Origin of the sequence: Stenotrophomonas sp. YIM B06876 (assembly GCF_030711595.1) — a bacterium.
GTDB lineage: Bacteria > Pseudomonadota > Gammaproteobacteria > Xanthomonadales > Xanthomonadaceae > Stenotrophomonas.
The window spans coordinates 25,493-49,247 of record NZ_JAUJUJ010000024.1 but is presented as its reverse complement, the minus strand read 5'-3'; the positions used below and the strand labels follow the sequence as shown (position 1 = coordinate 49,247).

Genomic DNA, 23,755 nt, shown 5'->3' with positions numbered 1-23,755 from the left:
TGCGGCCGTAAGCGTCATTGATGTAGCGCACATAGCGCCGGCCCAATGACCCCGGACTCAGGGGCCGAGCTTGCGGGTGCCTTTCTGCGAGCCTTCTACCCAGCGCAGGGTGATGCCTTTGCAGGTCCGTTCGTTCTTCATCGCGTCCAGGAAGCGGGGGGAAAACAGGGGTCAGAGACAATTAAATGAGCTCCTAGTCGCGGTCCTCTGACGCTGGGTTTTCTTGAGACTGCTTTCTGGGTCTTCCCACTTTTCGTGGAGTAATACTGCGCCCTAACTGGGCTTCGATGGCGGCGCGGAAGCGGTCGTTGCCCATCGGTTGCTGGTGGTGCAGGTGGTGGGCGAAGCGGGAGGCGTCTTCGGCGCTGGCTTGTTGCAGCCGTTCGCGGGCGGCCTGTTGCCGGTCCGCTGGCATGGGTCCAAGGCGCTGGTAGCAGTCCTGGGGATGCAGCAGCGGGTCGGGGGACGTGCCGGTGTTGCCCGCATGGCTGGACCAGCGGTACTGGTCCGCGGTGGCGACCATCCCGGCGCGGACCGGGTTGAGTTCGATATAGCGGTAGCAGCGCAGCAGGTGCTCGTCGTTGGCGACCAGGTGGGATTTGTAGCGTCCTTCCCACAAGGTGCCGGTGCGGCCATACGCGTCATTGATGTAACGCACATAACGTCGCCCCAGTGCCTGCATCACGCTACTGATGGCGCCCACACGGGTTGGCGTCATCAGCAGGTGCACATGATTGGTCATCAGCACATAGGCGTGCACGTGGCAGTCGCGGGCCAGTGTGATTTCGCGCAGATCCTGCAGGTAACGCTGGTGGTCGATATCGCGGAAGAAACAGGGCTGGCGGTCATTGCCGCGCTGGATCACGTGCTGGGTGACACCGGCCAGGTCGGCCCTTGGCTTCCTTGCCATTTCTTTCCTCCGTTGAGCTTCTACTCAACGCTATGGCGCCGGTGTGGCTTTTGCATATCGGAAAAGCTGTGGCTCCAACATAGGAATTCGACTCTGACCCCGGTTCTGGGCGAGCGCGCTTTCGCGCGTCTGCGACCAGACGTAGTCTTCGGGCGAGGCGGTCAGCGGGATCTGGCGACTCATGGCAGGCCCTCGGTCGGTGCTTGGATCACGCCCATCCGTGGAGCGCTATGGGGTTGTTTTCAGGTTCCCGCGTTGACCACGTCAGCGCCAGAGAGGCTAGTGGCGATGCGCGGCATTGCGGTCGCGGCCGGCGCCGAGCTTGCGGTCGAGGCCGCCGAACAGCTTCTTGAACAGGCGCGACAGTTTGCCGCGCTGGGTCTTGCGCAGTTTTTCCTCTTCGCTGGTCAGCCACGCGATCTGGATCACGCGGCGCTCGCCCTCGTGCGGCAGATGACCGTGGAACGAATTGTCGGCACGGCGAAACGCGACCAGGTGGCCGTACAGCGGACGCACTTCCGGCACGACCAGGTCGTCGATGTCGTCGATGCGGTAGAGAAAGCGCAAGCAGCCGCCGCTGATCGCAGGCCAGTCCTCGTTGAGGTAGAGCAGGGCGGTGACGATCTTCGAGCGGCTGTCGGTGTGGATCGTGCCGTGGCGTTTGTTCAATGAGCGGCAGATCGTGACGAGATGCGGGTGTTCACCGAGATTCGGCAAGCCCAGGCCTGCGCCGATCGCGTCGGCGAACGCGCGCGAGGTGAGCTCTTCGATCAGTCGGTTGACCGATGGGCCGCAGTCGGCGACCTCGTGCGGGAAGAAGCCGGCGCTCGGATAGCGTGGGAAATCACGCGCGAGCTCATCGCGCGCCTCGTCCGGCAACTGGCCGCGCGCGATCAGGAGCGCGAACGGGCGTTCATGCACGAGCGTGTCGGCGTGATCGAGACGCTGCGCATCGAGCAGGCGCAGGGAACGTTCGGGCGAGCGCGTGGTCGACTGGACGGTAGCCATGGCGCGCATCCTATCAGGCTGTCGGAAAACAGCCTGATGGAACGATCCACGGAAGGATCGCCCGCATCATTGAGCGATTGATGGGCTGGAAGCGAGTCGGGGCGCGTCCCGGACTCGCGGATGTCGAGAAGGAAAGACAGGGGTCAGAGTGGAGTGCCCCGTTTGGCCCTTGCTGACCTAGCTATCCACTCTGACCCAGNACGGAAGGATCGCCCGCATCATTGAGCGATTGATGGGCTGGAAGCGAGTCGGGGCGCGTCCCGGACTCGCGGATGTCGAGAAGGAAAGACAGGGGTCAGAGTGGAGTGCCCCGTTTGGCCCTTGCTGACCTAGCTATCCACTCTGACCCAGCAATAACGGGGTCAGGTTCACTTATCGGGTTTGACTTCATTGTTTGAGGGTTTCGGCGGTCGATGGGCGGGCCAGGTGCCCGCGAAGCGCCGGGTTTTTGCCGCGACCATCGCGCGAGAGGCGTCGTGCCCAGTGCGCGTTGTTGCCGGAGGTAGTCGCGGATTTCGGTAAGCGTGGTTTCGTCGAGGGCTTCGTCGAGCAGGATGCGGTACGCGAGGGCCCGTTTTTCGGCATCAGTGCCAAGCGCCAGCCAGCATGGGTGCGGTTGCAGGCCCGACTGCGGCCTTTGTCCCAGGTTGGCGGCGCAGCTGGACCAGCGGTGGGTCGCAGGATCATCCGTCATGCGCGCACGCACCGGGTTCAGTTCGATATAGCGGTAGCAGCGCAGCACATAATCTTCGCTGTCGACCAGACACGCCTTGTAGCGGCCCTCCCAGAGCGTGCCGGTGCGTCCGTGGCGGCCATTGAACAGGGCCACATAGTTCCGCCCAAGCCGCTGCATCATCTTTGCGACCGCACCAGCTGTGGACGGCGTGAGCAGCAGATGGACATGGTTATCCATCAGCACAATAGGCGTGCAGCTGACAGCCGCTGGTATGCAGCGCCGCTTTGAGCAGGTGCAGATAGCGCAGCCGGTCACCGTCATCCAGAAAACAGGGCAGGCGATTGTTGCCGCGCTGCACGATGTGCTGCGGGACGCCGGGCAGGTCGATGCGGGATAGTCTGGCCATGACGCCGACAGTGGCAGCGACCGTGCAATCCGTCTGTCCTTCAGCGCCGCCATAGCCTGTCAGTCAGTGGCGCATCCTGACCTAGGAAAGTGAACCTGACCCCATTGACCTATTGGCTGCTACTCTGGGCCACGAGTTTGAAAAGCATTATGACGAGCACATCGAAAAAAATGGCTACGGCGAGAACTGGAAAGATGAGATTGACGCCTGCGAATACAACCTGAAAAACGCCGATCGATTCGGAAACACTCCGGAGGAGGTTCAGGGATTCAAGGATCAGATCAATACCTACAAGGAGCGCATTAGGGAAAGAGAGGGGTCGGACGAACCGAGGCGTAAGGAGGAGCCTGAAAGAGATCGTGAAAATCGGGAGCGTTCAAGATGAATAAGGTGAAAAAAGTGGTCGCCTCGCAGTCGACGGTCTTGTGTTTCCTCATGGCCTTGGTGTGTGCCGCATTTCTGCTTTCCTGTAAGCAATATGGCTCGCACGTCGAAGTCGATATTGTCGAAGGAAAAGAGTTCATAGTTACTGTGAGTAACAGATCTGAAGATGCGCTGGTGGTTGATGACCGCTTGTTTAGTCTGAGTGCGGAGTCTTCGGTCAAGGTGGAGGTTGCGCGTGCTGGCGGTGCGGTTATCGCGCCGTGCAGTTACCTTGACTACGTAGGCACTGGGTCTCGTTTGTCTTTGCCGCCTGGTGAGGAAGTAGTCCTGCTCGTTCAACTGACGGCGCTGACAGCCACGCGCTGCCTTACTCCAGAAGAGGAATACTTGTTCAGAGCTTTGCTGGTTTCAGGCGATGAAGTTGTATCTCAGACTGATTGGATGCCTTTTAAGGCGGCATCTCTCGAATGAACTAAAGGGGACGGAGGCAGTTAATCCACCCGCATGACAAGCAAGCCAAAAGCGGGGCTTGTTGTTGAAGGCTACGAAATCCTCCGCCCGACCTCGCGCCGGTAATCCTCATCCCAGGTCATGCGTTGCAGGGCCTGCGCCGATTGCACGAGCCACTGCATGGTGGAGTCCAATAACGGGGTCCAATAACGGGGTCAGGTTCACTTATCGGGTTTGACTTCATTGTTTGAGGGTTTCGGCGGTCGATAGGCGGGCCGGGTGCCGGCGAAGCGCCGGGTTTTTGCTTCGACCATTGTGCGAAAGGCGTCGTGCCCCAGTGCGCGTTGTTGCCGGAGGTAGTCGCGGATTTCGGTAAGCGTGGTTTCGTCGAGCGGAATTCGACTCTGACCCCAAATTTTTCTGTGAGGCTACCGAGGTCGGAATTCGACTTTGATCCCGGTTTCCCGGATTTCCATGCGCTATAAAAGGGGGCCCCGCCCATGGAGTGGTCTTGATGAAAGGGAAATTCTCAGCGTCGCTGCTGTCGCTGGCTTGCGCCTCTTGTGCGACGGCCGGAACCAGTTTCGGCGGACAATGGGTCTACCGGCAGGAATGCCGTTTCGGTCATGTCGCCACCCTTGAGCTGCAGCAGAAGGGCTCTGAGATCAGCGGCATCTGGGGCGACGGCACGCGTGTCAGGGGCGAGAGCGGATTGCTCAAGGGCTCGATCAAGGGCCGTCGGGCCCAGGTGCGGTTCTGCTCCGAGTCATCCGACGATGCCGATCACACATGCCCCAGTTACGGCAACGAAGACGCCCATCTGGAGAGGAAGGGAGACACCCTCGTTTGGTACCGCGGAGCCGACGTTTACGTCACCCTGCATCCTGGTGGGGTGGACAAAACGGTCCCGATTGACGACAGCGATTGTGCTGTGGAAGGCGAGAAAACAGGGTTCACAGTCAATTAGTTCAGGGCGATCTCCGGATCTTCCGGCTCTTAGTTTTCTTGGCTCCACTTTTTGGCCTTCCTGCTTTTTGCAGGGTGACGATGCGGCCTAGTTGGGTTTTGATGGCGGCACGGAAGCGGTCATTACCCATCTTCAACCTGCAAATTGCTACCGTCTTTCTATTCTCAGGAAACTACATCAGCATGGAATTGCTCAATCTCACATCTGCCTTGCTTGCAGCTGCCATCCTCGCCAGTTGCACTTCGGAGCGCTCCCTTGCCCAGGAGGTCGACAGGCCCGCGCCCGGGCACACTGCCCGGCCAGCCGACACTTACATCACGCAAGGAGGTTGGGGAGAACTCCGACTGTTTGAGGGTGGGAGAGATGGCCACCTCCGTTTCCAGCTCGAAACCGAGACGTCGGGCTATGGATGCAGCATGACCGGCACCGCAAGCGGCAACCTCCGATCGGTCGAGGTAGAACCCCTTCCTGATTCAGACCAATGCACGTTGACGATGCACCGGACTGAACGCGGAATCGAAGTTGGCACAACTTCACCTGATAGCTGTACCGCCTACTGCGGCAGCAATGGTGGCTTCAAAGGCGTGTACCTGGCAGTCAAACCGGTCTGTGCATCAGACAGCATCCAGGCGACCCTGCGGCAATCAGAACAACGGACTACTGCTGAAGATGACCATAAAACCATTTCCGCGCATGAGGCCATCCTGAAGGTATGCGGGGAAACCCTGCCGTACTCCGTGGCCGCCGGCCTACGGATGGAAATTGCTGCCGCCTACCAACGCAAAGGAGACAACGCCAGCTGTCTCACGACCCTCTCCGCATACACGGACGATGCCTCCAGGACGGACGACGAGCTGACTGATGGCATGTCTGCTGTGGCTGCAGAGGAGGTCACCAGCGTAATGGCGTCCATGCGAGCGTTGATTTCCCGCTGCGAAGGCGACGATCAATGAAAGGAATCAAGTAAATGGTCAACCAAACCTTAGTTCGCCAACCCCAACTCAGTGACGACCAACTCCGAACGCTGGCCTATTTTTCAATTGGCGTCGCCTCCGAAGGGAGCAGCGCTGGCCGCAACGTAGCCTACCAACTCTCATTTGCTGGAAATATCCGAGCTGGCGTCATGGAGCCAATCGGGAATAGCGGGTTCTCGATTGGTACCCTGCAAACCGACCTTGGTCAGCATCCGCGCGTTGCTACAGACCTGGCTGATGGGTATCAGAGATGGGCCGCTCAGCAAGTTCCCTCGCTGGAGCTGGATGCCCGGCAGCGTGAGCAAACCATCTCCGACCTCCAGCGTGACGGTAATGCCATTCGAGCGCAGAACGGCCGATCATTAGACGCAAGCGTCTGGTCCAGTCTGAATAAATTTCTCGCGTCAGATGACGGAGTTTCCTTCGTACACGCCCGCGATGTCGCTCAGGTAGATCGTTTGCTTCGCCCAGGCGATGGACGTACGGACAACGGTGGTGCCATGCAACAGCTTCGGGGCACAGAGCTGTACCAACAGTCGACATTGGATGATCAGGCGAAGCTGGCCACCATGTTGATGAAGCTGGAGAATCAAGCGGGTCAAGCCCGCTATCCTGGCGTAATTCGCTCGATCTCCAACGGCGACCTCACCAGTGTGGATGACGTAAAGACCCGAATTGATGGCATGCTCCCCAACCGGGTCGTGCTTGGCGTAGAACAGCCCGACTATCTTGAAAGCGGTGTAGAGCATGCACTGCAGGGAACCGAGGTATTCAACAGGCTGCGTGCCGCGAGCCCAGGCAACCCGATGAGAGCGGTGTTTGCCACGATCTCTGCCAACCCGCTTGCAAATCCCACCGTACTGGCAGGCGATCGCGCGAACCCGGATGCGATGCATCGCTACGAGGTGGTCAAGACACTCTTCCTGCAGAACGTCGAGTCTCCCGCCTACTTGGATGCGCTCGAAGATGGGCGATCCCACGCATGGGGAAGACCACAACCGGAAGGCCGGGCGGCGGCAACTGCCGGGCTGTATTCGTCCGGGGACGACTTGGTCATCTGGAATAGGGATGGTGAGGGTCATGCCCTCATCAACGGCCGCTGGTCCGATGCTCCGCGTTCGGAATTGCATCGTCAGCGAAACACGGATGGGACGGTTGATCTTGACCGCTCCAGGCGTAACGGCCCCGTTGAACGATTGCTACATGTTGATCCGACACAGCAGGAGCGGCGGCAGGGAGCAGTCGCGCCACATCCGCCTGCTGAAACGCCTGCTATGAGGCGTGCGGCAGTTATCGACCCGCTGCTGGATCAGGCCAATCAGGCGGTTCAACGGCTTGAGGCGGGACTTGGCCGACGGTTCGATGAGAACAGTCAGCGTCTTGCCGCGAGTTCTGCTTGCTTGGCCAGAGAGACGGGCATGGAGCGTATCGATCATGTGGTTCTGAGCGTGCAGGCACCTCAGGCAAGAGCAGGTGAGAGGGTTTTCGTCGTTCAGGGAGATCTGGCTGATCCTGCACATGTCAGGGCGCACATGTCGACTTCACAAGCGATCGCAACGCCGACCGAGGATTCACTCGCTCGGATTCAATCGATGGGTGAAGAGCGCCAACAGGCAAATGCCCAAACCCAAGCGGAGGAACTGGCTCGACAGAGCACTGTTTCCAGCCAACATTCCAGCCAACACCCCCGAGTGGTCTAAGTACAGATAGACCTTGAAGAAGTATTTTGAAAAAGAACAGGGATCAGAGCGAGCTTTGCTAGCTTTTGTTTTTTTTGGGGGGGCAGGCGTCGGGAAGCGGCGTTCACGTCACTTCTCTATGATCAGCGCGGCGCGCCACTCATCAAGCTGCCCGAGGCGCTCTTGGGTGCGGTCGACACGGCAGGCTTCGATAAGGTCAGTAACTTCGACACGCGACATGCCCTGCACCATCGGCTCGACCGCGCAGTCGGCGTCGCGCGAGGCGCGCCACGCCAGGTCGGCACGGCGCATTCCGGCATCAAGGTCGTCCAGATAGGCAGGGTCGTTGGCGGTCAGAGATGCATAGGCCTTACGGCTGTCCTGTACCAATTGTGCACTGGCCTGAAGCAACTGCGTGTCCAGTGCGTGCATACGACGATAGGGGGCGCAACGCAGATCGGTGTTGGGGCAGTCCTTGAAGTCGCCCGAAGTGGCCATGCAGGCTTCCTTTGCAGCGACATCATGCAGGGTCATGCAATCGGCGGTGAGAGCCGCTTTGGGGTTGGCCCGTTTGGCGGCATAGCTGGCTGGCGCTGCCAATCCCAGCGCGCACGCCAGCAGTAGGCCGCCGCGCATCGTCCAGATTCCCGTCTGCTTCATAGATCCTTCTCCACGAATCGATTCGTGTCTTTTTATAGCAAGACGCATAAGAAAGCTGGGCGTTAGTCCCACTTTTACTCCAGCCCAAGAAGCTGGCCAGGGTGGAGCGCCCGCCGCGCAGGTCGAGTTTCTGCCAGCTCTGGATTTTTCGTCCCTTACGACCAGATGGAATCTGTATCGCCCTTGCCACAGGGAGACGATGCCGCCTTAAGCGTCGCAAAAACGGAGTTCCAAAAACGGAGCAAAAACGGAGTCAGGTTCACTTAAGTGGCCTGGCCTTTTTGTTTGCGTGGTCGATGGGCGGGCCAGGTGCCGGCGAAGCGCTGGGTTTTTACCGCGACCATCGCGCGAGAGGCGTCGTGCCCAGTGCGCGTTGTTGCCGGAGGTAGTCGCGGATTTCGGTAAGCGTGGTTTCGTCGAGGGCTTCATCGAGCAGGAGGCGGTACGCGGCGGCCCGTTTGTCGGCGTCAGTGCCAAGCGCCAACCAACACGGGTGCGGTTGCAGGCGCGACTGCGGTCTTTGCCCCAGGTTGGAGGAAAACAGGGGTCAGAGTGAATTAATTCAGGGCCGTATCCGGATCCTCCGGCTCTGAGCTTCCTTGGCTCCGCTTTTTTAGCCTTCCTGCTTTTTGCAGGGTGACGGTGCGACCCAGTTGGGTTTCGATGGCGGCACGGAAGCGGTCATTGCCCATGGGGTGCTGATGGTGCAGGTGATGACTGAAGTGGGAGGCGTCTTCGACGCTGGCCTGTTGCACCAGCTCGCGATACGCCCGCTGTCGCTCTGAAACAGTGGCGCCCAGGCGCAGAAAGCAGTCGGGCGGTGCAGCAGCGGCTCGGGCGAGCCGCTCGCGTTGCCTGCATGGCTGGACCAGCGGTACTGGTCTGCGCTGGCGACCATGCCGGCGCGGACCGGGTTCAGTTCGATGTAGCGATGGCAGCGCAGCAGGTGCTCGTCACTGGCGACCAGATGGGATTTGTAGCGCCCTTCCCACAGGTGCCGGTGCGGCCGTAAGCGTCATTGATGTAGCGCACATAGCGCCGGCCCATCACTCCACTGATTGCGCCAACGCTGGTGGGCGTCATCAGCAGGTGCACATGGTTGGTCATCAGCACGTAGGCATGTACGTGACAGCCCCGCGCCAGCGTGATTTCGCGCAGGTCCTGCAGGTAGCGCTGCTGATCGATGTCGCGGAAGAAACAGGGCTGGCGATCGTTGCCGCGCTGGATCACATGCTGGGCGATGCCGGCCAGGTCGATCCTTGGCTTCCTTGCCATTTCCTTCCTCCGTTGAGCGTCATCTCAACGCTATGGCGGCGGTGCGGTGCTGGGTATCGGAAAGCCTACTCTTGCGGTATCGGAATTCGACTCTGACCCCAAATTTTGCTGACCCCAAATTTTGACCCCAAATTTTTCTGTGAGAAAACAGGGGTCAGAGACAATTAAGTGAAAAACAGGGGTCAGAGTGAAGTGGCCCGTGTTTGGTGGACAGGGTAGTCAAGGGACAGTCCTGATCTGTTGATATTGCTGTTCGGCTTGTAAGGGCGTGATGTAACCCAGCCCGGAATGCAGTCTTCGCGCTGCCCGAATCAAGAACGGGCGGCCGTCATTGATCTTCAGCTTCAGGTTCGCAAAGAAACTTTCGATCATGGCGGTGTCATAGGGCATGCGGGGCCGACTCATGCTCAGACTTATTTTCGCTTTCGCCGTTTTTGCCCTGTAATGGAGGCTGCGGTATTGGCTGTCTTGGTCGTGGGGAAGGGTCAGGCTTGGCGGTCGTAAGCTCCCCCGTCATTCGATGTCCGGTCGGTAGCCGGTACACCGTTGTCCAGTGGGACGACGTGTGGAGGCAACCCCGTGCTTTTGACCAGACATGCGCTGCGACTGGGGTTTGGCATCACCCTGTTGCTCGGTGCCGCGAGCGGCCAGGCGCAACAGAAGCCCAAGGACACCTTGGGTGACGGGTGGAAACAGCACTGTGCCGCGGCCCCCGGGAGCATCTACGGCTGCTGCCAGAAGAAGTACAACGAGTGCACTAGGTACGTGAGTCCCGGAACACCGGCAATGCAGAAATGCAAGGACGCATACCAGACCTGCAAGTCAACGCGGACCCTGCCGATACCCGCAGTCACGCCGGAACAGCACCCGGACACCGTCGAGCCGATCAGACCCGGCAAACAGCCACCTGCGGTGATCGACCCCGCGGTAGGGCCAGCTGCATCAAGTGGGGGATGAGCGCCTTGGGAAAGCAGCGGCGCATCCCGTGCGGGCGTTCGGCTCAAGCACCGGGTCGGGTTCACGTGTCGGCTTCAAGGGGGTGCCTCGAGGGTGGCGGGACCATCGCGGCCAGGTGCATTTGCCTGGTCGGTTCCGCGCGGTCGATGGAGCCGGATTGTTCAAAATCCTCGATTTCGGCGCAGCAGCCGACGGTGGGGAAACTCCGCGACACGGGGTCGAATTTGATCCGGTGCTTTCCTTTTTCCACCAGACCGCGGTTCTGCCACCGTGACAGCGACTATTTCCAGCCGACCTTCCCGGTAATCCGTGAAGAACTTTTTCCCCATGGCGCTCCGGCAATCTAGGCGCCATTCCGAAATCTGTCCCGAGGATGTGGCATGAACGCCGGGACCGGCGCCGCCAACCACACCGGACTCCGGGTGGCCCTGCTGGCCCTCGTGCTGGCTTTCCCGTTCCTCGGCAGCCGCGGCATCTGGGAGCCGGACGAAGGCCGCTACACCAACGTCGCGATCAACATGGTCGAGAGCGGAGACTGGCTGACCCCCCGGCGCAACCAGGATGTGGCCCACTGGACCAAGCCGCCGCTGACCTATTGGGCGGTGGCCGCCAGCATCCGCTCCTTCGGTTTGCGCCCATGGGCGGCGCGGCTGCCGATGGCGCTGTCGTATCTGCTGTGCGTGTGGCTGACCTGGCGACTGGCGCGCCGCCTGGCCCCGGGCGGTGAGCTCACCGCTGCGGTCGCGTTCGCGACCATGCTGCTGCCGGTCTGCGCGGCCCAGGTGGTGACCACCGACTTCGTGCTCGCTGCCTGCGAGACGGTGGCGGTCTGGGCGTTTGTCGAAAGCCGGGGCGATCGCGGCCGTCCGGGGGCGTGGATCGTGCTGATGTGGGCCGGGTTCGCCCTGGCGTTCCTTGCCAAAGGCCCGCCGGAGCTGCTGCCGCTGCTCGTGGTCCTGGTGTGCGACGGGCTGCTGCCTGGTCCGCGGCGCGCGCTCCGGCTGACCGGGATCGTGGTGTTCGCGGTGATCGCGCTGCCCTGGTATGTGGCGGTGATGCTGGGCAATCCCGGTCTGTTCGAGTACTTCCTCGGCGACGAGGTGATGCACCGGGTCGCCACCAACAAATTCGACCGGCATGGGCAGTGGTACGGCTGGGCCACGATCTACGGGCCGACCCTGGCGTTGGGCACGCTGCCGTGGACAGGCGCGCTGTGGCGCGGGGCCAAGGGCCTGCCGGCAGCCCTGCGGCGTTGGCGTGACCCCGCGGCCCGTCACCAACAGGCCGCGCCACTGCTCCTCACCGTTTGGGTGTTGCTGCCGTTGCTGGTGTTCTGCCTGTCGCGCTCGCGGCTGCCGCTGTACCTGCTGCCGCTGTTCGTGCCGCTGGCGCTGCTGGTCGCCGTCCAGCGCCTCAAGGAAGGCCGGGCGCTGCCGCGTTGGCCATGGCTCGCGCTGTGGGTGGCGCTGCTGCTCGCGCTCAGGCTGGGTGCCGGGTATTGGCCCACCCACAGCGACGCCTCGGCGTGGGCGCGGGCGATCCAGGTGCGGGTGCCCACGCCCGTGCACGAGGTGATCTTCGTCGACGACATGGTCCGTTATGGTCTGCGCCTGCACCTGGATGCCTGGATCGAGAAGGTGAGCCTTGAACCCGTCCCGGCCGGGCGCCAGGCCCGTTTCAACCCCACCTACGACGGGGACCTGGGCACCGGGCTGGCCGGGACCGACGGTGAACCCGGCGCGATCTGGGTGTGCAAGCAGGCCCTGTGGCCACAGGTGCAGGCACAGGTGCTGCAACACGGGTATCGCGCCGAGGCGCTGGGCCCGCCGTATCGCGGAAGGGTGATCTTCAGGACCCGGAAACCGCGGCCAGAGTGAGGTTCTCCAGGACCTGCTTCCGTGCGTTTCGGCTCGGCGCTGCCATGTCCGTTGCGCCGTCCACGGCCCGCTCGCGGTGGCGGAACGGCATGGCACGGGCCACCGGAGGTCCGTGGTCCAGCCACTGGAATTTGCCCCCGTTTGCGCTCCATCGAGCTGCGGCGGCCCTGCCACGTTGCGTGCCGAAACTCCGGGCCGTATCCCGGTTGCTGCGGGACCGGTATCGACGCGTCGCCCGTGGGTCGTGGTCGCAAAAGAAGACTTCGGAAAAGCCACCGGAGGCGTCGATCGCTGTGAGGAGCGGCTAACGTAACCCGCTCAAGCCGGCGGTATATTTCCGGTGGACCAACGCCTTGTTGAGTGCGGTGATTGGCGTCGTCACGACGAACGAGTCAGGGGCAGGGCAATGGCCCGATCCACCGGAAAACCACGCCGCTTCGCCTGGCTTCGACGCCTGGGTCCCGGACTGATCACCGGCGCCGCCGATGACGACCCCAGTGGCATCGCGACCTACTCGCAGGCCGGTGCCCAGTTCGGCCTCAACATGCTGTGGACGATGCTGTTCACCTATCCGTTGATGGCGGCGATCCAGTCCATCTGCGCCCGGATCGGCCGCGTCACCGGCGAAGGCCTCGCGGTCAACATGTCACACGTGATGCCCGGGTGGCTGGTGGGCGCGATCGTCTTCCTGCTGTTTGTCGCCAATACGGTGAACATCGGGGCCGACCTTGCGGCGATGGGAGCGGCGATGCAACTGGTGCTGGGCTGGGGCCAGACGCTGTTCACCATCCTGTTCGCGGTCGGCTCGCTGCTGCTGCAGATCTTCGTCCCCTACCATCTCTATGTGCACTTCCTGAAATGGCTGACGTTGTCATTGTTCGCCTACGCCTGCGTTCTGTTCACCGTGCACATCGATTGGGTCGCGGTGGCCAGCCGCATGTTCTGGCCACAGCTGGCATGGTCGCAGGATGCATTCACGGTCATTGTGGCGGTGTTCGGGACGACGATAAGTCCCTACCTGTTCTTCTGGCAGAGCGCCGAGGAAGTGGAGGACGCCAGCCAGGGCGAGGGCAAAGGTTCGCTGCTAGACAATCCGTCCGATGCCCCGGAAGAGCTCAACCGGATCGGTCTTGATACTTACGCGGGGATGGCATTTTCCAACGTCATTTCGTTCTTCATAATCCTCACTGCCGCGGTGACCCTGCATACGGCGGGCATCACCGATATCACCACCTCCGCGGACGCGGCAAAAGCCCTGCGTCCCATCGCTGGCGAGTTCGCCTTCCTGTTGTTCAGTCTGGGCATCATCGGCACTGGAATGCTGGCGCTTCCGGTGCTTGCCGGCTCAACGGCCTATGCCGTGGGCGAGCTGCGTGGCTGGCGTGCCGGCCTGGAGCAGAAGCCACGCAACGCCAAGGCGTTCTATGGGGTCATCACGCTGGGTTTCACGCTGGGCCTGCTGATGCTGTTCCTGCCGATCGACCCGATCAGGATGCTGTTCTGGAGTGCAGTGCTGAACGGTGTGATTGCGGTTCCACTGATGGTCGCGACGATGATCGTCGTCTCCAGCAAAAAGTACCTTGGCGCGTTTTCCGCTCCCTTCCGGCTCAAGCTTGTCGGCTGGCTCGCCACGGCGGTGATGGCAGTCGCCGCGATTGCCATGTTCGTGCTTTGAGATGCAGCCCGCGCGGAAAAATTCGACGGCGCAGTGCAGGAACATAGGCTGGGTTGGCCTTACCAACCCAGCCTTCAAAATAGGAAGATAGAGGCCAGAGTGAATTGCCCCGTCTCTTCTACATCGCCGGTCTGCCCACGTGGCCCCCGGTCTTGCCCGCGGCCGTCCACGCCCGCAACCCCATCACCGCCAGCCCGACAAACAGCAGGTACAGCCCCGCGGTGAGGTTGAGCGATTTGACCAGGTACATGCCGACATAGACCACGTCCACCGCGATCCACAGCCACCACGCGGCGGTATGCCGGCGTGCCTGCCACCACTGCGCGACCAGGCTCAACGCGGCAAGCATGGCGTCCAGCCAGGGCAGGGCGGCATCGGTGAAGGTGTGCATCGCCGCGCCCAGCGCGATGCCGAACGCCACGCCGAGGCCCAGGTCGCGCAGTCGATGCCGGGGTGCCAGCGGAGCGATGACGATGCGCCCGTCGGCCTGCGTCTGCCGGTGCCAGTTGAACCAGCCGTAGAGCAGAAACGCGCCGAAGGCGACCTGGAGCAGGGTGTCCGAATACAGTCTGGCCTCGGCGAACACCAGCGCGTACAGCGCGACGGACACCAGCCCGACCGGCCAGGCCAGCATCCGCCGTTGCGCCATCAGCCATACGCCCAGGACGCTGAAGGCGACGGCCGACCACTCCAGGATCGCGGCGTTCATAGCCCGATGGTGACCGACAGGCGGGCCTGGCGCGGGGCACCTGGGAACAGGTAGTAGTCACCGGAGCTGCTGCCGGTATCGCGCCAGTAGAAGCGGTTGAAGACGTTGTCCACCGACAGGTTCCAGCGCACCGGATGTTCGCGCAGCTGGTGCTGGAAGCGCAGGCCCGCATCCACAACGCTGTAGCCGGGCGCGCGCACGCGGCCATCGGCGGTGGCCACATTCGCGGAGGCATAGCGCCAGCCACCGGCGACGGCCAGGCCGGGCACGAACGGCAGCTGGTAATCCGCATGCAGGCTCGCGCGTGTCTTTGGCACGTTGATCAGCTGGTGGCCTTCGTAGGCCGGTGTGCCGGTGTCGCGCGCCCGCGCCTGCAATACGCTCGCGCTGGCGGTCAGCTGCAGGTTCTCGGTGACGCGTCCGTTGGCGGTCAGCTCCAGGCCGGTGTGGGCCTGCTGGCCTTCTTCGACGAACGTGTAGCCCGCGTCGCTGCCGTCGGGCCTGGCGTACTGGAACGGCTGGGTGGTGCGGAACAGCGCGGCGCCCAGCGTCAGTGCATCCGACGAGGCGTACTTGATGCCTGCCTCGACCTGGCGCGAGACCACCGAGGGCAGGAAGGCGCCGTCGTTGGAGGTCCAGAACGGTGCTTCCTGGCCGAGCGAGAGGCCGGCCACGTAGCTGGCGTACACGTTGATCGCCGCATTCGCTTTCCAGATCAGCGCGGTCTGCGGCAGGAAGCGCGACAGCCGGTCCGCACGCTCGGGCACGCCGCGCTTGCTGTAGGTGCGTTCGTCCAGGCGCACGAAGCGGCCGCCGGCCAGCCATTGCCAGTCGTCGCCGAAGCTCAGACGGTCCAGTACGAACACGGCCGTCTGCCGGCTGTCCAGGCGCCGCACCGGGTCGCCGGGCATCTTCGGGGAGGGCGCGAACTGCGGCACCTGTGCATCGTGGATGTTCGCCGTGCCGACGTACTCGTTGACGTTGCGGCGCTTGTCCACGGTGCGATCGAAGCCATCCGCCCCGAGCGTGAGCTGGTGGCCGATGTTGCCGGTAACGAAATTGCCACGCAATTCGGCGCGCAGTTCCCGGTTGCGACGGGTGTCGTCCGGGCTGCGGTAGTCGTAGATGTCGTAGTCGCCGTTGGGCGCGAAGTAGTTGCCCGGCACGCTGCCGTCGGCGCATTGCACGGCGTAGTAGCAACCGTAGGCGAAAGCGACGTTGTCATCGATCACCGAGCGGCTGTGGCTGGCCGATACGCGCGACTGCCAGTTGGCGTTGAAGTCGTAGGTGTGCAGGGCGCTGAGGTTGGTGCTGTCGATGCCCACCGGCTGCTGCCAGGCCTGGTAGCCGAGCATGCGTTTGCGGTCCACACCGTGCGGCAGGGCAACGCCGCCGAGCAGCTGGTAGCCCGAAGCCGAACGCTGCGCGCTGGTCTGGTAGTTGGCATCCACTTCAAGCTTGCTGCGCTCGCTGATCAGCCAGTCGGTGGCCAGCGAATAGAAATTGCGGCGGCCATCGGCGTGCTCGATATACGAGCTGCTGTCGTCCCAGGCGGCGTTGAAGCGCACCCCGAAGCGCGGCGTCAGCCAGTGCCCGGCGTCGATGGCGGCGTAGCGCGAGCCTTCCGAGTCGGTGCCCAGGGTGAGGTTGCGCACTTCAGCCGGGCGCTTGCCCACGTAGTTGACGATGCCGCCGGGTGCCATCACCCCGGCCGCCAGCCCGGCTTCGCCCTTGAGGATTTCCACCTGCTGCACGTGCTCCAGCGCCAGGCGCTGCTCGCCGGCGATGGACAGGCCGTTGAAGCGGTAACCGGTGCCGGTATCCAGCGCGAAACCGCGGATGGCGATGTTCTGGTAGTAGCCGACCGGCGCGTAGCTGTCGCCGAGCGACGCATCGTTGTTGGCCAGCTCGGACAGCGTGCGCACGTGGCGGCTGTCGAGCAGGGCGCGGTCCAGGACGCTGACCGAGGCGGGGGTGCTTTTCCAGTCACCGGCCCCGAAGCTGCTGGACTGGGTGGTCTGCGCTGCGGCGGCGTGTCTGGCCTGCACGCGCACGGCCGCCAGCTCGGTCGGGGAACGGTCGGAGGCTTCAGCGTCCGCTTCACTGGCATACAGCGGCAGGGCTGCGCCCAGGGCGGCAGTCAACAGCGGGATTCGGTAGTAGCGGTTCATTCGATTCGTCATCAGCAGGATAAGGAGACGAAGCGAAGGCGCGCACGCGCACCACACCATGACGGGGGTTTGTGTGCTGCTCAAAGCTCCCTACGCCGGTGCAAACCGGATCAGGTTCCAAGGGACTCTCTCAGCCTGGTCAAACCAGGCACCCCCGCTTCAGTGGGCTATTTCACCACAACGGGTCGCGATTTGCCCGCGTCCGTTCAGCCAGCGGCGCGCAGCGCAGCCAGCAGCGCCTGCCCGGCGCTGGTGTGGAACCACTGCGCATGGCCCAGCAGGAAGTCGTGATAGGCCATGTCCGCATTCGCGTCCGAGCGGGTCGCGCCGTGGAAGTACTCCACTTCCGACAGCGCGAAATCCAGATGCACCACAGGCAGCAGGTCGGCCAGCAACTGCACCTGCGCGGCGGTCAGTGGACGCACGTGGCGGTAGCCGTCGAGCAGGGCGAGCGCGGTATCGCCCTGCACCGCCCGCGCGCCGCGTTCCAGTTGCAGCCACGCCACCGCGTTGCGCTCGATTGCGGTGGCCAGGTCAAACAGGGCGCTGGTGGGCGAGGCCAGGCCGAAGTCGAATACGGTGTCCACCACCACGCTGCCGCCCTGGCGGCGCCAGAGCAGGTTGGAGGCATGCCAGTCGTTGTGCGCCCACAGCGATGGTTCGGCCTGCAGACGTTCAGCCAGGCCCGCGTGCCAAGGCAATACGGTTTGCTCAAGATCCTGCCGCCATGGTTTGCGGGCCAGATAGTCGGCCAGCGCCGGACGCGCGCCGAAAGTGCGCTCCAGCATCGCGATCGGATCGGCGGCGCGGATCAGGTCGTCACGCGCCACCAGCAGATGCGTGCTGCGTTGGCGGGCGCGGTAGCTGGCCGAGGCCAGATGCAGGGTGGCGAGCATCCTGCCGGCCTCGCGGGCCTGGTCGATGTCGCTCAGCGGGGTCCATGACGGCGCGTCGCGGTACAGGTCCTGTCCGTCGCCGACGTGATGCAGTTCGTAGGTCCAGTCCCCATGTTCAAGTGCGGTGCGGCCATGGCGATCCTGCAGCACCTGCACCACCGGCACGCCGGCGGCGGCGAGATGCGCAATGAAGCGATGCTCCTCGCCGAGGCTGGCGGCGCTGCGCACACTGTGGTGATGACGCTTGACGAAGACCTGTCGCGGCCGGCTGTCGACGATGGCGGCCGCCGACATCGGGCGCGGGCTGTGCCACAGCACCTGGCAGTCGCCTTCCAGCTGCGCGAAACGATCGCGCAGCCACGCGATCTCGCGCGCGCTGATCGCGGGCCAGTCGGCCGCCACCTCATCGTTGTTGAGGCCCTGGACGCGGTGCTCGATGGTGTTCATTGGCTGACGGGGGGACATGCGGAGTGAAACCGGGGAAAACAGGGTAGCGCGTGCGCGGCGCGGAGCCATGCCTGTGAAGAGGGCGCCGTGCACCCACACGCGCTCGTCTCGGCGGAAAAGCAACCTGCGTCGATGCAGGCGCTCCCGCGAGCCTCCCGCGCTCCGGTTCCATCCGCCTGCACAACCCGGTCGGGCTTCACCGCGGCAGCCCCGGCCCGTCGCAGCAACATCGCCCATGGAAAAGGCCGCGCGTTGCGCGGCCTTCCGGTGGTTGTGGACGAGCTGTCAGGGCCCGGCTGCCGGTGCGGTGATCGGCCGGCAGTGACGGCGTCTTTACCAGCCGCGCCCGTGCCGGCGCTGCCGGTCGCGGCGGTCGTGGTGATGGCCATGTCCGCGGCGATAGTCATGGCGATGATCGTAGCGGTGGCTGTGGTTGTCCCGGGTGGTCAGGTTGCCGATGGCGCCACCGGCCACCGCGCCGCCGATGGTCGCCGCCGGATCGCCATTGGAGATCAGGTGGCCGGCCACGCCGCCCACCACCGCGCCCACGACGGTGTGCTTGTCTTTCTTCGACATGGCGCTGGCGTCGCTGACGGTGGCCAGACCTGCGGTGAGGGCCAGGGCCATGGCCAGGCCACGGAAGCTGAGTGCGGAAATGTTGGACATGTTCGGTTCTCCTGTCAGAGGTGTGCCGGCGGGCAACTGGGACGAACTCATTTGGCGGCAGGTGGCATGAAGCATCGCTGAAAACAGCTTTGTCTATCGCGCTGCAGAAAATATCCAGCCGCCGGTTCCGGCCTTCAGCCGCGCAGGATTTTTCAGATCCACGCCGGCTCCGGTAGCGCAGATACCGGCAATGCCGCCGACGCGTGGAAGCACCCGACCGCTCTGCCAGTGACGCCGCCGGCAGGCCCGTGGGCAGGCGCCGAGCACGCAGCGCGACGGCTCCATGAGGCTGGCCATCCGTACCACCGGCGCGCCGTATCGGACCGGAATTCCACTGCCGGCGTTGCGGTCAAGAATTCCCGTCAGCGCCCGATAAAGCTACTGATGGACGACCGCCCAGCTGGCTCGGCCAGAAGGATGCGTGCATCGATCCGGGCGCTTTCACTGCGCGGCGCGGGTGGACGCGTAGCATCATTGGCCTTGTTGTCAGGGAGCCGGATTCATGCCAGCACAGGGGTCAGGGGAGACGCTACGGATAACCGGCATCGGCAGCGGCGGCGCGCACGCAGTGCGGTCCACTCCTGCATTCTGGTCCCTGGCATTGCTGCTGCTGGGCCTGCTGAGTACCGCGGCGATGGCGCATTTGGATTGGAGGCAGCAGCAGCAGCGTGCCGAATCCCTGCAGCACTCGTTGGCCAATGCGGCGCAGTCACGCATGCAGGATTCGTTGAAGGGCGGAGCCATGGTGCTGCGCTCGATGCAGACCGTGTTTCTCTCCAGCGCCAAGATGGATCAGCACGAGTTTGCCCAGTACCAGCAGAACCTGCGTCCGCAGGAGCTGGCACGGGGGTATGTGCTCACCGGGTACGCGCGCCGCCAGCCCGACCCGGCCCATCCGGCGCAGGTGGCTTACCGCTACCAGTTCGTGGCGCCGCTGGAAGGCAACCAGGTGCTGCTCGGTTTCGACATCACCCGGCAGCCGGAGAATCTTCGGGCATTGCAGGTGGCGCGTGACCGCGATCTGCCCACCGCGTCAGCGCCGTTTCCGCTGTTGCAGTTCAAGGGGCAGCCGGCCAGTGCGCTGGGGATCACGTTGCGCCTGCCGGTCTATTCTCCCGGCGCGATGCCGGTGACGGTGACTGAACGCCGTGCGCGCGAACTCGGCGCGCTGGCGGTCAGCATGCGGCTGGGGCCGATGATCACCCAGGCGCTGCAGGGCCGGGTGCTGGATTACATGCACGTGCATATCCGCGATCTGGATGCGCCGGCGGGGCAGGACCTGGTGTTCGCTTCCGCGCCACCGGTGGCGGATATACCGCAGCAGGTACGGCACCTGGATTTTGGCGGCCGCCGCTGGGAAATGCGGCTATGGCCGCGGACCGGCATCGTCGAATGGGGGCAATTGCGGGCGATCCTGGGCGGTGGCACCACGATCAGCATCCTGCTGGCGCTGCTGCTGTGGTCGCAGATGACCACCCGGCGCCGCGCAGTGGATCTGGGGCGGCGCATGAGCGTGCGTTTCGGCGAAAGCGAAGCGCGCTTCCGTACCCTCAACGAGTTGCTGCCGGCGCTGGTGTTGCTGACCAACGGGGATGGCAGCCGCATCACCTACGCCAACCAGACAGCGCGCCAGTTGCTGGGCACGGTGGTCGGCGCACCGCTGTGCTCGCTGTTCGCCGATAGCCTTGCCTGCGAGCGCGCGATGGCCATGGCGGCGAGTGGCAGCGGCTGGCGCAGCCAGGAGGCGATGCTGGCCCCGGCCGCGGGTGCCGCGTTCTGGATCAACGCTTCGCTGGCGCAGGTGGAGGTGGAAGGGCTGCCGCACCTGCTGATGGTGGCCACCGATACCAGTGCGCAGCGGGCGATGACCGAGCGCCTGCACTACCAGGCCACGCACGACGAACTGACCGGGCTGCGCAATCGTCGCGAATTCGAGCGGCTGCTGCGCGAAGCGCTGGCCGGATACGGCTGCACTGCGCCGGTGGCACCGTTTGCGTTGCTGTACTTCGACCTGGACCAGTTCAAGCTGATCAACGATCTGTCCGGGCACGCCGCCGGTGACCAGCTGCTGGTGCAGCTGGTACGCGCGATGCGCGCCGAGCTTGGCCACACGGAATTCCTCGCGCGCCTCGGCGGCGACGAATTCGGCGTGCTGGCGTTCGGGGTGGATCTGGCCCGGGCCGAGGCGCTGGCCGAGCGCATCCGCCGCTGTATCGAAGGGCATATCTTCCACTGGCAGGAGCGCACCTATACGGTCAGCGCCAGCATCGGCCTGGTCATGGTCGAGGGCGAGGGCAGCACGCTCAAGGACCTGCTGGCCTGGGCCGACAGCGCCTGCTACCAGGCCAAGGAAAACGGCCGCAACCGGGTCTGCACCTATCGCGAGGATGCCGCCAGCACCCAGCGCATCGGCGAGATGGAATGGGCCAACCGCCTGCGCGGCGCACTGGAGCACGGCCAGCTGTTGCTGGATTACCAGCAGCTGGTGGCGCTGGACCCGACGGCGGGCGATGCGGTGCACGTGGAGCTGCTGCTGCGCATGCGCGACCACACCGGCCGGGTGGTCATGCCTGGCGCCTTCCTCAGCGCGGGCGAACGCTACGGCCTGATGCCGGCGGTTGACCGCTGGGTGATCCACACCGCGCTGGCCAATTTCCAGCAGATCCATCCGTGCGGCGCGCAGCTGCACAGCTGTTCGATCAACCTGTCCGGCGCCAGTCTCGAAGACGACGGGCTGGCCGATTTCATCCTCGATACGATCAGCACATTCGGCGTGCCGGCGCAGCGACTGTGTTTTGAAATCACCGAAACGGTGGCGGTGCGCGATCTGCAACGCGTGGCCCGGGTGATCGAACGGCTGCGGGCGGCCGGCTGCCGGATCGCGCTGGACGATTTCGGCGCCGGCATGTCCTCCTTCGGCTATCTGAAAAACCTGCCGGTGGACGCCATCAAGATCGACGGCAGTTTCGTGCGCGACCTGGAGCGCGAGCCGGTCAGCCGCATCATCATCGATGCGGTCACCCGGATCGGGCACGAACGCAGGCTGCAGGTGGTCGCCGAATGGGTGGACGAGCAGGGCGTGCTGGAGGTGCTGCGCGAGCTTGGCGTGGATTACGCCCAGGGCTTCCTGCTGCATCGGCCCGAGCGGGTACTGTTCCAGCGTGAGAAAGCCGGCGTCCGGGTCGATTGAATCAACCCGCGACAAAACGACAGCCGCGCGCCCTTGCCGGGTGCAGCCGGGACACCGCTCGCCGCGGCCCGCCGGGCTCCGCCAAACGCGCCCCGCGCAGCGCGTAACGCGGCGCTGATCCAGGGGCTGCCGTGCGGCGCGCCTGCAATCGGCGGGTTTTTTGCACGTGCATGGTTTTTTTGATGTCCGCCAAACCGCTTTCCACCACCGGCAAACTGTTTGCTGCCGCTGCGTCTATCGAAGGCCTGACCTGGGCCGGCCTGTTGTTCGGCATGCTGTTGAAATACGGCACCGGCACTACCGGGCTGGGGGGCTGGCTGTTTGGTCGCCTGCACGGGGCCGCATTCCTGTTCGATGTGGCGGTCAGCCTGGTGGCAGGGATGCGCCTGCGCTGGCCGCTGTGGACGACCGTGGTGGCGTTGCTGGCTGCCGTGCCGCCGCTGGTGACGGTGCCGCTGGAATTGTGGTCGCGCCGCCGTGGCCTGCTCCCGGCGCGCGCCGCGTAGTCGCGCCGAACCCACCGCATCGCCGAGGGTTGCTGGCAGCGCGTTCCGCCGCGTTGACTGCGATGGACCGCAGGAGCGCGTGACCGATGCCTGGCAGGGCGGGGGTATGATCCGGCAGTACCGGCGGCGGCCGGTCCCTTCCTTCGAGGACCGCACTATGAGCCTGATGAAAGCCGCCATTTTCGTTGCGCCCGGACGCATCGAACTGACCGACAAACCGATTCCGGACGTCGGCCCCAACGACGCACTGGTCCGCATCACCACCACCACCATCTGCGGCACCGACATCCACATCCTCAAGGGTGAATACCCGGTCGCCAAGGGCCTGACCATCGGCCATGAGCCGGTCGGGGTGATCGAGAAGCTCGGCAGCGCGGTCAGCGGTTACAGCGAAGGGCAACGGGTGATTGCCGGTGCGATCTGCCCGAACTTCAATTCCTACGCGGCGCAGGACGGCGTCGCCTCGCAGGATGGCAGCTATCTGCAGGCCAGCGGCTGCTGCGGCGGCCACGGCTACAAGGCCACCGCCGGCTGGCGCTTCGGCAACATGATCGACGGCGCCCAGGCCGAATACGTGCTGGTCCCCGATGCCCAGGCCAATCTGGCGCCGGTGCCCGACGGGCTGAGCGACGAACAGGTGCTGATGTGCCCGGACATCATGTCCACCGGGTTCAAGGGCGCGGAAAACGCCAACATCCGCATCGGCGACGTGGTGGCGGTGTTCGCGCAGGGCCCGATCGGCCTGTGCGCCACTGCCGGGGCGCGGCTGTTGGGCGCGTCGACGATCATCGTGGTCGACGGCAACGCGCACCGGCTCGACATCGCCAGAACCATGGGCGCGGACGTGGCGCTGAACTTCCACGACTGCGATGTGGTGGACGAGATCATGAAGCTGACCGGCGGCCGCGGCGTGGATGCGGCGATCGAGGCGCTGGGCACCCAGGGCACGTTCGAATCGGCGCTGCGCGTGCTCAAGCCGGGTGGCACGCTGTCCAGCCTGGGGGTGTATTCGGAGGACCTGAAAATTCCGCTGGCGGCGTTCGCCTCGGGCCTGGGCGACCACAGGATCAATACCGCGCTGTGCCCGGGCGGCAAGGAGCGCATGCGCCGGCTGATGAATGTGGTGGCTTCCGGTCGCGCCGACTTCGGCGCGCTGGTCACCCATCACTACGCGCTGGATGACATCGTCGCAGCCTACGACCTGTTCTCGCACCAGCGCGACGGGGTGCTGAAAGTCGCGCTCAAGCCGCGCCGCTGACGCATCGGTGCCGG

The 23,755-nt window shown here is 64.0% G+C and carries 22 protein-coding genes and 1 riboswitch; of the genes, 11 read left to right on the top strand and 11 right to left on the bottom strand.

From position 1 onward, the window contains the following. Positions 1-193 precede the first annotated feature (193 nt). From QZH66_RS10655 to QZH66_RS10640, 4 genes are all read right to left on the bottom strand, one after another. Positions 194-910, bottom strand: coding sequence for a transposase (locus QZH66_RS10655; RefSeq protein WP_305805921.1), 717 nt, complete (start codon positions 908-910; stop codon positions 194-196). 279 nt (positions 911-1,189) lie between these two features. Further along, on the bottom strand, positions 1,190-1,918 hold the full coding sequence (locus QZH66_RS10650) for a 2OG-Fe(II) oxygenase (RefSeq protein ID WP_305805920.1): 729 nt from the start codon (positions 1,916-1,918) through the stop codon (positions 1,190-1,192). A gap of 295 nt (positions 1,919-2,213) precedes the next feature. Further along, positions 2,214-2,831 (bottom strand): transposase, encoded by a 618-nt coding sequence (locus QZH66_RS10645; RefSeq protein ID WP_305805919.1) that lies wholly within the window; start codon positions 2,829-2,831, stop codon positions 2,214-2,216. Continuing rightward, complete coding sequence (locus tag QZH66_RS10640) at positions 2,824-3,000, bottom strand: hypothetical protein (protein ID WP_305805918.1); 177 nt, start codon at positions 2,998-3,000, stop codon at positions 2,824-2,826. The genes QZH66_RS10645 and QZH66_RS10640 overlap by 8 nt, the downstream gene beginning before the upstream one ends. A gap of 112 nt (positions 3,001-3,112) precedes the next feature. Here QZH66_RS10640 and QZH66_RS10635 point away from each other — a divergent pair, with 112 nt between their 5' ends. The 5 genes from QZH66_RS10635 (at position 3,113) to QZH66_RS10615 (ending at position 7,475) form a co-directional block, all read left to right on the top strand. Further along, positions 3,113-3,385, top strand: a complete 273-nt coding sequence (locus QZH66_RS10635; RefSeq protein ID WP_305805917.1) for a hypothetical protein — start codon at positions 3,113-3,115, stop codon at positions 3,383-3,385. Next, positions 3,382-3,855, top strand: coding sequence for a hypothetical protein (locus QZH66_RS10630; RefSeq protein ID WP_305805916.1), 474 nt, complete (start codon positions 3,382-3,384; stop codon positions 3,853-3,855). The genes QZH66_RS10635 and QZH66_RS10630 overlap by 4 nt, the downstream gene beginning before the upstream one ends. Positions 3,856-4,348: 493 nt before the next feature. Further along, the gene (locus QZH66_RS10625) at positions 4,349-4,801 is read left to right on the top strand and encodes a hypothetical protein (protein WP_305805915.1); all 453 of its coding nucleotides are present in this window, start codon (positions 4,349-4,351) and stop codon (positions 4,799-4,801) included. Positions 4,802-4,983: 182 nt separating this feature from the next. Beyond that, a complete protein-coding gene (locus tag QZH66_RS10620) occupies positions 4,984-5,754 on the top strand; it encodes a hypothetical protein (protein ID WP_305805914.1) in 771 nt (256 codons plus the stop codon). A gap of 14 nt (positions 5,755-5,768) precedes the next feature. Further along, positions 5,769-7,475, top strand: a complete 1,707-nt coding sequence (locus tag QZH66_RS10615; RefSeq protein ID WP_305805913.1) for an XVIPCD domain-containing protein — start codon at positions 5,769-5,771, stop codon at positions 7,473-7,475. A 108-nt stretch (positions 7,476-7,583) separates the two neighbouring features. On the opposite strand, the gene QZH66_RS10610 is transcribed toward QZH66_RS10615, so the two are convergent. Beyond that, complete coding sequence (locus QZH66_RS10610; RefSeq protein WP_305805912.1) at positions 7,584-8,114, bottom strand: lysozyme inhibitor LprI family protein; 531 nt, start codon at positions 8,112-8,114, stop codon at positions 7,584-7,586. A 653-nt stretch (positions 8,115-8,767) separates the two neighbouring features. Between QZH66_RS10610 and QZH66_RS10605 the strand changes: the two genes are divergently transcribed. Further along, positions 8,768-8,899, top strand: a complete 132-nt coding sequence (locus tag QZH66_RS10605; protein ID WP_305805911.1) for a hypothetical protein — start codon at positions 8,768-8,770, stop codon at positions 8,897-8,899. A 130-nt stretch (positions 8,900-9,029) separates the two neighbouring features. On the opposite strand, the gene QZH66_RS10600 is transcribed toward QZH66_RS10605, so the two are convergent. Continuing rightward, entirely contained in the window at positions 9,030-9,389 is a 360-nt protein-coding gene (locus QZH66_RS10600) for a transposase (protein ID WP_305805910.1), read from the bottom strand. A gap of 219 nt (positions 9,390-9,608) precedes the next feature. Further along, positions 9,609-9,761, bottom strand: coding sequence for a hypothetical protein (locus tag QZH66_RS10595; RefSeq protein ID WP_305805909.1), 153 nt, complete (start codon positions 9,759-9,761; stop codon positions 9,609-9,611). Positions 9,762-10,726: 965 nt separating this feature from the next. Here QZH66_RS10595 and QZH66_RS10590 point away from each other — a divergent pair. Both QZH66_RS10590 and QZH66_RS10585 read left to right on the top strand, forming a co-directional pair. Beyond that, positions 10,727-12,223, top strand: coding sequence for a glycosyltransferase family 39 protein (locus tag QZH66_RS10590; protein ID WP_305805908.1), 1,497 nt, complete (start codon positions 10,727-10,729; stop codon positions 12,221-12,223). 340 nt (positions 12,224-12,563) lie between these two features. Beyond that, positions 12,564-13,898 carry a divalent metal cation transporter gene (locus QZH66_RS10585; protein ID WP_305805907.1) on the top strand — a complete coding sequence of 445 codons (1,335 nt, stop codon included), beginning with the start codon at positions 12,564-12,566 and terminating at the stop codon, positions 13,896-13,898. A 118-nt stretch (positions 13,899-14,016) separates the two neighbouring features. Here the strand turns inward: QZH66_RS10585 and pnuC are convergent, their stop codons facing one another. From pnuC to QZH66_RS10565, 4 genes are all read right to left on the bottom strand, one after another. Beyond that, complete coding sequence (gene pnuC, locus QZH66_RS10580; RefSeq protein ID WP_305805906.1) at positions 14,017-14,607, bottom strand: nicotinamide riboside transporter PnuC; 591 nt, start codon at positions 14,605-14,607, stop codon at positions 14,017-14,019. Beyond that, positions 14,604-16,778, bottom strand: coding sequence for a TonB-dependent siderophore receptor (locus tag QZH66_RS10575; RefSeq protein WP_305805922.1), 2,175 nt, complete (start codon positions 16,776-16,778; stop codon positions 14,604-14,606). The genes pnuC and QZH66_RS10575 overlap by 4 nt, the downstream gene beginning before the upstream one ends. A 70-nt stretch (positions 16,779-16,848) precedes the next feature. Next, positions 16,849-16,944: riboswitch (TPP riboswitch) on the bottom strand. Between the two features lie 40 nt (positions 16,945-16,984). After that, a complete protein-coding gene (locus QZH66_RS10570) occupies positions 16,985-18,121 on the bottom strand; it encodes a phosphotransferase (protein WP_305805905.1) in 1,137 nt (378 codons plus the stop codon). A 333-nt stretch (positions 18,122-18,454) separates the two neighbouring features. Next, positions 18,455-18,787, bottom strand: coding sequence for a glycine zipper 2TM domain-containing protein (locus tag QZH66_RS10565; protein ID WP_305805904.1), 333 nt, complete (start codon positions 18,785-18,787; stop codon positions 18,455-18,457). Positions 18,788-19,355: 568 nt separating this feature from the next. Between QZH66_RS10565 and QZH66_RS10560 the strand changes: the two genes are divergently transcribed. The 3 genes from QZH66_RS10560 to QZH66_RS10550 all read left to right on the top strand — a co-directional run bounded on the left by QZH66_RS10560 (position 19,356) and on the right by QZH66_RS10550 (position 23,741). Further along, the gene (locus QZH66_RS10560) at positions 19,356-21,977 is read left to right on the top strand and encodes an EAL domain-containing protein (RefSeq protein WP_305805903.1); all 2,622 of its coding nucleotides are present in this window, start codon (positions 19,356-19,358) and stop codon (positions 21,975-21,977) included. Positions 21,978-22,159: 182 nt separating this feature from the next. Beyond that, positions 22,160-22,483, top strand: coding sequence for a DUF3817 domain-containing protein (locus QZH66_RS10555; protein WP_305805902.1), 324 nt, complete (start codon positions 22,160-22,162; stop codon positions 22,481-22,483). A 157-nt stretch (positions 22,484-22,640) separates the two neighbouring features. Continuing rightward, positions 22,641-23,741 (top strand): NAD(P)-dependent alcohol dehydrogenase, encoded by a 1,101-nt coding sequence (locus tag QZH66_RS10550; RefSeq protein WP_305805901.1) that lies wholly within the window; start codon positions 22,641-22,643, stop codon positions 23,739-23,741. Positions 23,742-23,755 lie beyond the last annotated feature (14 nt).